General features: G+C 44.9%; 10 protein-coding genes and 1 riboswitch. Of the genes, 7 read left to right on the top strand and 3 right to left on the bottom strand.

The features are described from left to right. Positions 1-57 precede the first annotated feature (57 nt). Positions 58-864: a Cof-type HAD-IIB family hydrolase gene (locus ACFQV5_RS20080; RefSeq protein ID WP_379249279.1), complete on the bottom strand. Its 807-nt coding sequence runs from the start codon at positions 862-864 to the stop codon at positions 58-60. Positions 865-908: 44 nt separating this feature from the next. Continuing rightward, positions 909-1,811, bottom strand: a complete 903-nt coding sequence (locus ACFQV5_RS20075) for a DMT family transporter (RefSeq protein ID WP_379249277.1) — start codon at positions 1,809-1,811, stop codon at positions 909-911. A 238-nt stretch (positions 1,812-2,049) separates the two neighbouring features. On the opposite strand from ACFQV5_RS20075, the gene ACFQV5_RS20070 reads away from it, so the two are divergent. After that, complete coding sequence (locus ACFQV5_RS20070; protein WP_379249275.1) at positions 2,050-2,763, top strand: metal-dependent hydrolase; 714 nt, start codon at positions 2,050-2,052, stop codon at positions 2,761-2,763. A 124-nt stretch (positions 2,764-2,887) separates the two neighbouring features. Here ACFQV5_RS20070 and lplA read toward each other — a convergent pair whose 3' ends face one another. After that, positions 2,888-3,889: a lipoate--protein ligase gene (lplA, locus tag ACFQV5_RS20065; RefSeq protein WP_379249273.1), complete on the bottom strand. Its 1,002-nt coding sequence runs from the start codon at positions 3,887-3,889 to the stop codon at positions 2,888-2,890. A gap of 318 nt (positions 3,890-4,207) precedes the next feature. Here lplA and ACFQV5_RS20060 point away from each other — a divergent pair, with 318 nt between their 5' ends. From ACFQV5_RS20060 to ACFQV5_RS20035, 6 genes are all read left to right on the top strand, one after another. Then, the gene (locus tag ACFQV5_RS20060; RefSeq protein WP_379249271.1) at positions 4,208-5,647 is read left to right on the top strand and encodes a PTS mannitol transporter subunit IIBC; all 1,440 of its coding nucleotides are present in this window, start codon (positions 4,208-4,210) and stop codon (positions 5,645-5,647) included. Between the two features lie 75 nt (positions 5,648-5,722). After that, positions 5,723-7,807, top strand: coding sequence for a BglG family transcription antiterminator (locus ACFQV5_RS20055; protein ID WP_379249269.1), 2,085 nt, complete (start codon positions 5,723-5,725; stop codon positions 7,805-7,807). An 18-nt stretch (positions 7,808-7,825) separates the two neighbouring features. Further along, entirely contained in the window at positions 7,826-8,263 is a 438-nt protein-coding gene (locus ACFQV5_RS20050) for a PTS mannitol transporter subunit IIA (RefSeq protein ID WP_379249267.1), read from the top strand. Continuing rightward, the gene (locus tag ACFQV5_RS20045) at positions 8,260-9,417 is read left to right on the top strand and encodes a mannitol-1-phosphate 5-dehydrogenase (protein WP_379249265.1); all 1,158 of its coding nucleotides are present in this window, start codon (positions 8,260-8,262) and stop codon (positions 9,415-9,417) included. Before ACFQV5_RS20050 ends, ACFQV5_RS20045 begins: the two co-directional genes overlap by 4 nt. A 93-nt stretch (positions 9,418-9,510) precedes the next feature. Next, a riboswitch (cobalamin riboswitch) is annotated at positions 9,511-9,716 on the top strand. 250 nt (positions 9,717-9,966) lie between these two features. Then, positions 9,967-11,013 (top strand): FecCD family ABC transporter permease, encoded by a 1,047-nt coding sequence (locus ACFQV5_RS20040; RefSeq protein WP_379249467.1) that lies wholly within the window; start codon positions 9,967-9,969, stop codon positions 11,011-11,013. Beyond that, positions 11,010-11,792, top strand: a complete 783-nt coding sequence (locus tag ACFQV5_RS20035) for an ABC transporter ATP-binding protein (protein ID WP_379249263.1) — start codon at positions 11,010-11,012, stop codon at positions 11,790-11,792. Before ACFQV5_RS20040 ends, ACFQV5_RS20035 begins: the two co-directional genes overlap by 4 nt. Positions 11,793-11,943 lie beyond the last annotated feature (151 nt).

The raw sequence follows: 11,943 nt of genomic DNA, 5'->3' as shown, positions 1-11,943 counted from the left end.
GCCCGTTTCAGGTATGCAATCCTGTGAACGGGCCTTTTTTTGTACTATAATACGTGTCTATTCCACGTTCAGTACAAATTTCTCGATGACATGTTTCACACCATCTTCATTGTTGCTAAGTGTTACATAATCTGCGATTTCCTTGAGTGGTTCGATAGCGTTACCCATGGCAACACCAAGGCCAGCGCATTCGAGCATTTCATGATCGTTCCAAGAGTCGCCGATCGCAATGGTTTGTTCCAGTGCACAGCCGAAATGATTCGCTAGGAAAGTCAAAGCATGACCTTTTGTTCCTTCCTTATGCATGAACTCCAAAAATTGTGGTTTGGATTTTGTGATATGCATTTGGTCGCCAAGCATTTCTTGGAATACAGGAATGAGTTCATCAAGATAAGCAGGATCATCGATGATCAGCATTTTAGGTGTAGGCTGCTCAATCAATTTGATGAAATCAGGCTCAATATAATAACTTGTGCGGTTGAGTGCTGTGTAATCAATGATTTTCTGGTTCTCTTCACGAGCATACAGCTTGTCATCAATATAAGTCTGGAGATGTAAATTATGTTCTAGACAGAACTCAAACAGTTTCTTGGCAGCATCAATAGGGACATAGCGTTCATAAAGAACTTTTTCGTCCAGCAGGTTTTTAACCAACGCGCCCTGGTAAGTGATAATCGGTACGTTAAGCCCGGTTTGGCGAGCGATGGCTTGGGCGGAGGCATAAGCACGGCCTGTAGCTAGTGTCACAACAACATCTTTGGCGACAGCTTGCTCCAGTGCTTTCTGGACACCCGGAGTTACTTCTTTATCATCATTGATAAGTGTGTCATCAATGTCGATGGCGATCAATTTGTAATGGGTCATGGATTTCTCTCCTTATTTGGTCTCTATCTATTTTTATTATATATCTATTGTACCGGATGAGGAGTGGATTTCAATTCAGCCAGGAGCATTCCTAATAAAATAAGCAGACAACCCATTCCGCCGATCCATCCTAGAACTTCACCAGCGAACAGGATACCGGTTAAGGCCGCAAAAACGGGCTCCGTCGCATAAATAATAGCTACCCTTGAAGGCGTGGTGTACTTCTGGCATACCGTCTGTATCCAAAAGGCAAACGCGCTAGTTGGTCCAATAGACACAAGAAGTGCAATTACCACCTCGGGCTGGAGTATTCGTTCGGATAGATAGGATAAGCTTCCGACGTCTTCAGCTATGAGTGATGCGAACAGACTGAGGACTCCAATTACCACCATCTGGAGCGTGGCGAGTGGTAGAGCGGGATATCGTGATGCATAAAGTCCTGTATACCCGATGTGGAGCGCGAATCCAATCGCACAGATAAAGACAAGGATATCGCCCTTGTTCCAGCTCATCTCTGATCCTGCAAACGTAAGTAGATACAAGCCAACGGCTGCAAGAAGTGCACTGAACCAAGTGAATTTGGATAGGGAATGCTTAAGCAGGAAGTATGACAGGAATGGAACGATCACCACAGATAAGCCTGTAATAAAACCGGTATTTGAGGTGGTCGTATATAGCAGTCCTACAGTCTGAAAAGCGTATCCTATAAATAAAAAAAGACCCAGCAGGCAAGCATGTAGCAACATTTTGCGAGTGATCTGCCGCCATTGATCACGATAGAATAAGGTGGTTATTATTGACAACAATAGTCCGGCACCTATAAATCGAATACTGTTAAAAGCCATAGGTGGAAGGACCTGAACGGCGTGTTGAACAATTAGGAAGGTGCAGCCCCACATCATGGCGACAAGAAGTAGGCTGAGGTCTGCGATTCGAGAGCGCTTCAACGGTGTTCATCCTTTCAAAGCTTTACAATGATGGAAAATGACACAAGTGACCAAATTGTATCCCATTATCGTCAAGGTAACAATACTAATCTGTTCCTATATGGTGAATTAAACCCGGAAAATAGAAGCACATCTTGTGGAAAGGGTAGACAAAAAGAGGGTTTTTTTGCTATACTAAAATGCCGAACGTATATTCCCATATTAAAAACAACAAGAGAAAGAAAGGAAGTAATTGATCATGATGGGAAGAGCCCATTTGGTTATTAGCACCGGCGTTACTTTGTCGGTCATGGGGCTGACCGAAATTCCTGTCACACTCCCGGCTGCAGCGGTAGCCGTAGTTAGCTCGCTTCTACCAGACATCGATGAGCCGAATTCGATTTTGGTCAGGACAGCGATTCCAACGGGCTTGTTACGGGTGCTTCAACTGGCGCTTATTGCGGGAGCTATATTCATTTATTTCTATGGTCAAGACTATGCACCATGGAATTTGGCACTGGCAGGCTTGATCGCGGTTGTGTCTTTTTTGCCAGGGCGAACGTTACGTCATATTGTGATGTTTATGATTGGTCTGGGACTTCTTCAGTTCGGTCATTCATTCAGTCCATGGAATATCATCGCAGGTTCTGTATTGATGATCTCGTCACTCGTTTCTCATCGCGGGTTAACGCATTCACTATACGCTGTAGCTGGCTGGACTTTTCTGCTGTATTTCGGAGCCGAAGGAATCGCGGAGGGGGTAAGTATATGGGTTGCAGGAGGACTGTCTTACGGTCTTCATTTGGCAGCTGATATGCTGACGAACAGGGGAATACGACCGCTGCCACCTCTGAAATTCAGAATAAAATTCAAGCTGATGAGCACGGGGAGTAAATGGGGCAAAACGGTAGAAAATATGTGTATGGTGCTTACACTCATTCTACTCTGGTACGTATTCATCGCTTCTAAATAAAAGATAATGAAAGCCTCCAAGCTGGGATCAAGCAAGTTCCCGACTTGGAGGCTATTTATATTACTCGTCATGAATGAACGATTCGTATTCGTAGCGCCATACAACGGATAGAAGGCGGGTGCCTTTACTCCTCTAGAAAGATCAGACCGATAAGGTCATCAAGCTCCAAATTTCCGAAGTAATGTTTTACGTCAATGGAAGATAGGGCTTCTCTTACTTCATTCTCCACATAACGTTTTCCTCTCAGTGCATTTTCAATATCGGCTACATCGCCTACACCGAAGAAGTCGCCATAAATCTTAATTTCGCTAATATGTCCGTCTTTAATGTTCATACGAATGTCGATAATGCCGACTGGGAATTTCTTGGCGTGCTTAACGTTACTCTCCGGAGATAAGCCGTAGTTCCAATCCCAATTCTGGTAACGTTCCTTCGAAATTTGATTGATAATCTCCCAGTCTTTCTCTTCCAGGACATACTGAGGAACCTGATCCGGTTCCATGCCAAAAATGGATCGAAGCAGTTCTGCCCGGAATTGTTCAATCGTCATATCGGTTCCAAGCAGCTCTTTAATATTGGCTACACGGCTGCGGACTGATTTTGTGCTCTTAGATTTAAACTTCTCAGGGTTTACATTTAGTGAAGCTTGTACATCATCCAGGTTAAGGTCAAACATCAGTGTCCCATGACTGAACATACGTCCCCGTGTGGAGAACTGAGCATTGCCGGAAATCTTTTTCTCTCCGACTTGGAGATCATTTCGACCGCTGAGCTCAGCAGGGACACCCATTTTTTGCAGAAAATCGATAACTGGTTGTGTGAATTTCAGGAAATTGTGAAAGGATTGTCCGTCGTCCTTCGTAATAAAACTGAAGTTTAAATTACCAAGATCATGATAAACGGCACCGCCCCCTGATAAACGCCGCACTACTTGAATATTGTTATCACGAACATATTCCTGATTGATCTCTTCGATCGTATTTTGATGCTTGCCTATAATAATTGACGGTTGATTGATGTAAAAAAGCAAGTAGCTGTCATCCATAGGTAGATGCTTCAATGCGTATTCTTCAATGGCTAAATTAATGGCGGGATCATGTATTCCCTGGTTATCAATAAACAGCATATGTTACGCCTCCGTAATAGTTTCTAATCAGATGTAGTACTTATGATCTATTGTAAACCAATGTCTAGCATTTGAGCAAAGTGTCTGAGAGAAGCCAGGCATTATAGAGTGACAAAGATAGCATCAAACAGAGCGTTGTGTGGATGGTTTTTAAGAAATACATTAATTTTTAAAAAGATGTCAACAATATTCATGCCGAAACCTTGTTTTCCTTTCATTGAGTGGTGAACCAAGATGTCATAGGATGAATATAAGAACTCTTAATTAAGAATTTCTATCGAAATTCTGTTCCCAATAAACTCAACAGGAGGTTCAGTTATGTCTACAGAGACAATTAACAAAAATGAATCCGGCGGCGTACGAGTAAAAGTACAGCAGCTGGGCCGTCTGCTGAGTGGAATGGTTATGCCTAATATGGGTGCCTTTATTGCATGGGGCTTGATTACGGCATTATTCATTCCAACCGGATGGTTCCCTAATGAATACTTAGGTAAACTGGTTGACCCCATGATTACCTATCTTCTCCCTCTACTGATTGGTTATACCGGTGGACAAATGGTTCACGGCAAGCGAGGGGCCGTTATCGGTGCTATCGCTACGATTGGTGTTATCGTCGGTGCGGATATCCCGATGTTCCTTGGTGCGATGATTGTCGGACCATTAGCAGGTTGGGTACTTAAGCAACTCGATAAACTGTATGAGGGTAAAGTCAAGTCTGGCTTTGAGATGCTCGTTAATAACTTTTCTCTAGGGATTGTTGGTGCGATTCTTTCTATCGTCGCTTTCACGGGAATCGGACCGCTTGTGGAGTCCCTAACGAGACTTCTTTCCTCTGGTGTAGAAGTATTGGTTAACGCAAGCCTGCTACCGTTGGTCAACATCATTATCGAGCCGGCCAAGGTATTGTTCCTGAATAATGCAATTAACCACGGTATCATGAGTCCAATTGCTACGGAAGAAGCTGCCCGTTTAGGACAATCCGTGCTGTATATGCTCGAATCGAACCCTGGTCCTGGTTTAGGTATTTTGCTTGCTTATTGGTTTGTAGGTCGTGGTACAGCAAAAGCATCTGCTCCAGGGGCAGCTGTTATTCACTTTTTCGGTGGTATTCACGAAATTTATTTCCCTTATATTCTGATGAAACCGATTCTTATCGTTGCAGCAATTGCAGGTGGTGTTGCCGGAACATTTGTGTTTCAAATTCTTGGAGCTGGTCTGGTAGGTCCTGCATCACCGGGTAGTATATTTGCCTACTTAGCCATGGCACCGAAGGGCGGACTTATTCCGGTACTTGCCGGTGTCCTAGTAGCGACAGTTGTTTCATTCTTCGTTTCAGCAGTTTTGCTGAAAACAGGTAAAAAAGGCGAAGAGGAGCCTAATTTGGAAGAGGCTGCTGCCAAAATGAAAGAAATGAAATCAAGCGGCATGAAAGATCAGGTTGATCCTTCAGCAGCAGCGGTTGTTGCTGCCAAGGGGAAAGAGGAAGTTAATAAAATTGTATTTGCTTGTGATGCAGGGATGGGATCGAGTGCGATGGGCGCTTCTGTTCTAAGAAAGAAACTGCAACAAGCCGGTGTGAACATTACCGTTGTAAATTCAGCGGTCAGCGAAATTCCTGATGATGCGGATATTGTCATTACTCAGAAAACATTAACAGATCGTGCGATTGCTAAGCAGCCAAATGCCGAGCATATTTCAATCGATAATTTCTTGAAAAGCCCAAGATATGACGAGCTCGTTGAGCGTTTGAAAGACTAGCATTACATGACTAAACTTTGTCGCGCTGGTGAGATTCACCAGCGTGGACTCCATTTCTATTAGAAGGGAGCCGCCATGAGACAAATCACAGCCCGAAAGCGTCAGATTCTCCTGCTATTAATGGACAGGAAGGAAGGCATGACGGCTGCCGAGATCGCCTCAGAAGTCGGGGTTAGCGTCAGGACGGTTCACCGTGAAATGGAAGAGATTGAGGCGATTGTGAAAGCTTATGGACTTGTTCTTCATAAAAAATCGGGGATTGGGATTCGGATTGAGGGGCATTCAGAAGAAGATTTAGAGGAATTTAGGACAAGACTACTGTCTGATCAATCGGTAGATTTCTCAGGCGAGGAACGAAAAATTCTTATTCTATGCACTTTGTTAGACTCGGATGAGCCGGTAAAGCTATTCGCACTAGCTCATAGCTTAAAGGTGACTGTTTCAACGATTAGTAATGACTTGGATGAGTTGGAGTTCTGGACAAACAGATTTGGGTTAAAACTCATTCGACGTCGAGGTTATGGAGTGGAAATTGAGGGTGAGGAAAGCGGGAAACGCGAAGGCATATGCCAATTGGTCTTCGATAACCTCGACTATTCTGATTTGGTTGGTAACAAATATACCTACACGAATAAACCGGTGGCAGTTCGATTATTATCGATGATTGGAAAGTCACTTTTTCTCGACGTGGAGAACACTTTATGGGATATGGATTGGAGCTGGACTAACGATCTGAGCGAGAGTGCCTATACCGAAATGATTATCACCTTATCTGTTAGCGTTAGCCGAATTCGTCAGGGGAGAACGGTGACATTCAAATATGGTTCTACAGATTTTATCAAAGAGGATGGAGCTTTTGCTGGAATTAAGCAATTTACAGACCATCTTGGTAAATCACTAGGCATCCAATTTTCTACTGACGAAGTTCGGTATGTCGCCCAATTATTTAACAGAGTACAAGAGACATCGGCGATTTCCGAGCTAGCTCATGCTGACGTAGAAATGATCGAGATGGTATATCGCTTGATTGAGAGTGTTGTGAGTCGAACGGGAATACCATTTCTCGAGGATCGCTCACTTCGTCAAGGACTTGTAGAGCACATTGGAGCCGCAATAAAACGAATCCGAGAAGGCATGCGTATCCGTAACCCACTCCTCAGTGCAATAAGAAAAGACTATGAAGATCTTTTTCAGATTATTAAAGAGTCCGTAAAAGAGTTAATTCGTGGATTGGATGTCCCTGATGAGGAAATCGGATTTCTGGTTATGCATTTTGGAGCCTCCATGGAGCGGCTAAGTCAGCTTGGACGGAATGTGCGGGCGATTCTTGTATGTTCCAATGGACTAAGCTCTTCTAAGCTTTTAGGAACGAGGCTCAGCAAGGAAATGCCGCAGATTAAGGTGCTAGGCAATATTTCCTGGTACGAAGCCGCGAGAATTCCTGAAGGGAATTACGATCTCATCATATCGACGATAGATCTGCCTTTAGCTGCAGATAAATATATAAAGATAAGTCCGCTTCTCACGCAAGAAGATACGGATAAATTGTTACAGTTTATCCAGAATACGACTTTGAAAAAAAGAGGTACTGGTAGCGATTCTGATTATGGTTCGCAGAAAAATTTAGCTGACGAGGTTCGTAAAGAAACATCGCTTGTACGTCTGCGTGCACAAGCTGCACTCATGAACGAAATTGTTTCTCTGTTGGATGGATTCCATTTATACGCTCTTGATAACAAGCAGGGGGATCTAAATGAAACGTTGAATCAGGCTCTGGCTATGATCAGAAGACAAGGGAAAATAACCGATGCCTGGGCGATCCGTAAGCGGCTGCTTGAGCGCGAGCGGATGGGAAGTCAGTTAATTCCGGATACCTCACTCGCTCTGTTCCATACACGTAGCCGGTTTGTTTCTTGGCCATCGCTTACGCTATTTAGACTAAGCAACCCTGTTTCACTTGAAGATGGCGCAGAGGCCCGCGTACTCCTATTCATGTTGGCTCCAAAGGAATTACCTAGAGAGAGTTTAGAGGTGCTAAGTGAGATTAGTGCTTTGATGCTCAAGGAGGAGCTGATTGATCTGTTGGAGCAAGGAAAGCAGGAAGATATACAGGTTTATCTGGCTGAAGAATTACAACATTTCTTTAATATCAAAATTTAGAAAGAGGGACTATACATCATGAACATACTATCCAAAGATAAAGTGATCCTAAATGCAAAGGCGAACGATAAATACGAAGCAATTAGAATGGCGGGGAATTTGCTTGTTAAGGCAGGTCATGTTGACGCAGGCTATGTCGACAAAATGATTGAGCGGGAAGAGATCGTTTCCACTTACATGGGCGGAGGTTTGGCTATTCCTCACGGGACAAAAGAAGCGAAGAGCCTGGTTACTTCTACGGGGTTATCGATTGTCCGTTTTCCGGAAGGCGTGGACTTCGGTGGTGATGAGCCAGCGTTTATCGTGATCGGAATTGCTGCAGCCGGCGGAGATCATATGGAGATTTTAACGAATGTCGCTATGATTTTCACAGACGATGAAAGTATTGAACGCGTGATGAACGCTTCGAATGAAGAAGAAATCCTGGCAATCTTTGAAGGAGGAATGGAAGCATGAGAGCTGTCCATTTCGGAGCGGGTAATATAGGACGTGGGTTCATCGGTCTTCTGTTGTCCCAAGGGGGCTATGAGGTATGTTTTGTCGATGTAAACGAGGAGCTCGTATCCGAACTTCAATCGCGAGGTGAGTACCCGGTAACTCTCGCTAGCGAAGGCGGAGAGACTACGATCGTGAAGGGTGTAACCGCTCTGAACAGTGCTACCAACAGTGCCGCAGCTGCACAGGCCATCGCTGAAGCAGACTTGGTTACGACAGCGGTGGGTGTGAACATCCTGAAACATATTGCAGGCACGATCGCTGAAGGATTGAAACTGCGGTTTCAATCCGGTACAGCACCTCTTCACGTGATCGCTTGCGAGAATGCGATCGGCGGAAGCACACAGCTGAAAGAAGCTGTATATGCCTTGCTGGACGAGGAGGCGAGAAAACAGGCAGATCAATTCGTTGCTTTTCCGGATGCGGCAGTTGACCGGATCGTACCTCTTCAGAAGCACGAGGATCCTTTGAAGGTCGTTGTAGAGCCTTTTTATGAGTGGGCTGTTGACCGTTCGCAAATGTTTGAGAATTTTGTTCCGGTAGAAGGCGTTCATTATGTGGACCGTTTGGAACCATATATCGAGCGTAAATTGTTTACCGTGAACACAGGTCACTGCTCCGCGGCATATATGGGCTTTTTGAAAGGATTCGATACGATTCAGGAAGCGATGAATGATCAGGAAGTTATGGAGCATGTTCGTTCCGTGCTTGAAGAGACGGGTGCATTGCTCATAAACAAGCATTCGTTCAATGAGAGTGAACATCAGCAATACATTCATACGATTCTGGAACGTTTCAAGAACCCTGCACTAACAGATGAAGTTACTCGCGTAGGGCGTTCACCGATTCGTAAGCTGTCACCGGGTGACCGTCTTGTGTCTCCTGCGCTGCAAGCTTATGAGCGTGGACTAACATATCGTTCTCTTGCGAAATCTATGGCGGGTGCATTGTTATTCAACGTGCCAGAAGATCCAGAAAGCGTGGAGCTGCAAGCATCCATTCAAAAACTGGGCGTATTAGAGACAGCTGTTAAGTATACAGGCATAGCTGCAGATCATCCGATAATGAAGGAGATCATGGAGCAGTATAACGCGCTAAAGCCACTTGTAAAATAATAGATCCATGCCATGTCAATGAACTTCGAGGTTGTAAGCTGAGAGGATATCTCATATAATCGTCAACAGAGTAGTATGTTTGGCAAAAAGAGAATACTCAATGCTTGCGAGGGTCCTGGAGAGATAGTCTTGTTATGGTCTACTCCCGGGTTAAAAGGGAAGCCGGTTTAAGTCCGGCACGGTCCCGCCACTGTGAATCAGGGACATCTTCAATAGCCACTGGCCTATACTAGGTTCGGGAAGGCGAAGATGTTATTTCAACCTGTAAGTCAGGAGACCTGCCCCGTGATGATCTGACGGTCCTTCGAGGAGAGGAATACGTTTGACGGACCTATCGTGGACGAGTTGACTGATATGATTTCCGAAACGTAGCCCCTGATTCTCTATGGAGATATCGGGGGCTTTTTTGTGATAGATGAATAGGATTCCGTCAGAATCCAGCTTGCTTGGGTGCTTATAGTGAAGCCAGTTGCTCTCAAACTTGAGATTAGGAGAGAAACGGATGAGAGTTATAATAACGAAAACAGCTTATACGGAACGGTTGTCATGATGAGTAGAAAACTTGCCGGTTACGGAATAGCGGGTCTTCTTCTATTATTGTTAACGCTTCTAGTCTGCTTAGGCATCGGTTCAGTCCATTTACCTGTCCAAGAAATCGGAGCGATGTTACTTCACAAGTTACCTTGGATCGGAGATTCAATCGCTCCAAATTGGGAAATGGCTTCAGAGCAGATTATTATGAAGGTCCGTCTCCCTCGAATTTTATTAGGAATGCTGGTTGGAGCATCGCTTGCGGTTGCGGGTGCTGCTTTTCAAGGAGTACTTAGAAATCCGCTTGCCGACCCGTTTACACTTGGTGTATCATCCGGATCTTCACTTGGAGCTGCATTTCTGATTTTCTATGGGCTGCAATACTCGTTTGCGGGAGCCTGGACACTGCCTCTGGTGGCGTTTATGACAGGGATTTTGACCTTGTGGATCGTACTTCTGCTGGCCAAAGATAACGGGAAAATACCGACGCATGGACTGATTTTATCGGGTGTAATCATGCAGTCTTTTTTAGGGGCTGCGGTTTCTTTCTTGACAGTTATGTCGAAGGACACACTAACGGACATTCTATTTTGGACGATGGGAAGCTTGAGTATGAGAGGGTGGTCGTACATCATCGTACTTTTCCCATATTTTATCATAGGTTTTCTTTATTTATGGAGTCGAGCACGCATGTTGAATCTCTTGTCATTAGGCGAACGGCAGGCTGCTCATATGGGGCTTAATGTTGATCGGCTGAAAAGCTCTGTCCTTATTGTTGCGACACTTTTGACGGCAGCTGCGGTGTCCGTGTCTGGGGTGATTGGTTTCGTTGGATTGGTTGTGCCCCATATGATTCGTCTTGTTACCGGTTCGGATTATCGTGTCATCATTCCTTTATCGGCACTAGGAGGGGCGATCTTCATGATCTGGTCTGATACGGCGGCTAGAACATTACTATCACCAACTGAAATTCCGATCGGGGTCGTAACGGCGTTTGTTGGTGCTCCTTTCTTTGCCTATTTGTTGTATCGGAATAAGAAGCAGCGCAAGGAGGGGACTCTATGATTACACTTCAAGATGTAAGCAAGCGTTATTCACGACTGAATGCAGTGTCCGGGATCAATTGGAATGTACAAGAAGGAGAATGGTGGGGGGTTATTGGTCCGAACGGAAGCGGTAAATCCACGCTGCTACATCTCCTTTCTGGTGTGGAGACACCCTCGAACGGGTCTATTAAGCTGGATGATAGGGAAGTTTCTAGCTACAGCCGTAAGGAACTGGCCCGTATCGTTGCCGTACTGCAGCAAGAAGGTCTTGCTCCGACTGATTTCACGGTACGTGAGGTTATTGAAATGGGACGTTATCCATTTCAGGATTGGCTGGGTCGAGAGAAGAATGACTCAGGTCCGCTACTTGACCGAATTATCCGTAAGCTGGAGCTGGAAAGTCTGGAATCCAGAAGGCTAGATCAATTAAGTGGAGGTCAGAGACAGCGAGCGGCTCTTGGGAAAGTAATGGCTCAAGAGCCTACAATTCTACTGCTCGATGAACCTACGACCTATTTGGATATTCGGTATCAGTTACAATTTATGAATATGGTGGCGGAGTGGCGGAATGAAGCCGGCATAACGGTTATTAGTGTGCTGCATGACCTAAATTTAGCCTCGCAGTTCTGTGATCGGCTTCTGGTACTTAAGGATGGAGAAATTGCAGGGGAAGGGGTACCGTCCGAATTGCTGACAGAGGATTTTATCCGGCATGTCTTCCGGGTTGACCCAGCAGTCGTTATGCACCCTGAGAATGGCGCCCCCCAGGTACTTCTCACTGCGAATCGTGGAACATAATAAAGTTAAAACGATATAAGAAGCTTTTAGACGGCTGAGAGTCGTCTTTTTTATATTTACTTGGCACATCTTTTTTATAAAATAGATATCGGATCGGATTTAACGGGTAATGTTTTAAGGTGTTGGGTTTTGGACATGAATACGTAGATAG

This window comes from Paenibacillus sp. GCM10028914 (assembly GCF_042666275.1).
GTDB lineage: Bacteria > Bacillota > Bacilli > Paenibacillales > Paenibacillaceae > Paenibacillus_AQ.
This window is presented reverse-complemented; position numbering and strand designations above follow the sequence as displayed.

What these genes read in the sequence shown, in the direction of transcription:
- ACFQV5_RS20055 (WP_379249269.1), top strand. Translation starts at nt 5,723, where the DNA reads ATGAGACAAATCACAGCCCGAAAGCGTCAGATTCTCCTGCTATTAATG.
- ACFQV5_RS20080 (WP_379249279.1), bottom strand. Translation starts at nt 864, where the DNA reads ATGACCCATTACAAATTGATCGCCATCGACATTGATGACACACTTATC.
- ACFQV5_RS20050 (WP_379249267.1), top strand. Translation starts at nt 7,826, where the DNA reads ATGAACATACTATCCAAAGATAAAGTGATCCTAAATGCAAAGGCGAAC.
- ACFQV5_RS20060 (WP_379249271.1), top strand. Translation starts at nt 4,208, where the DNA reads ATGTCTACAGAGACAATTAACAAAAATGAATCCGGCGGCGTACGAGTA.
- ACFQV5_RS20040 (WP_379249467.1), top strand. Translation starts at nt 9,967, where the DNA reads ATGAGTAGAAAACTTGCCGGTTACGGAATAGCGGGTCTTCTTCTATTA.
- ACFQV5_RS20035 (WP_379249263.1), top strand. Translation starts at nt 11,010, where the DNA reads ATGATTACACTTCAAGATGTAAGCAAGCGTTATTCACGACTGAATGCA.
- lplA (WP_379249273.1), bottom strand. Translation starts at nt 3,889, where the DNA reads ATGCTGTTTATTGATAACCAGGGAATACATGATCCCGCCATTAATTTA.
- ACFQV5_RS20070 (WP_379249275.1), top strand. Translation starts at nt 2,050, where the DNA reads ATGATGGGAAGAGCCCATTTGGTTATTAGCACCGGCGTTACTTTGTCG.
- ACFQV5_RS20045 (WP_379249265.1), top strand. Translation starts at nt 8,260, where the DNA reads ATGAGAGCTGTCCATTTCGGAGCGGGTAATATAGGACGTGGGTTCATC.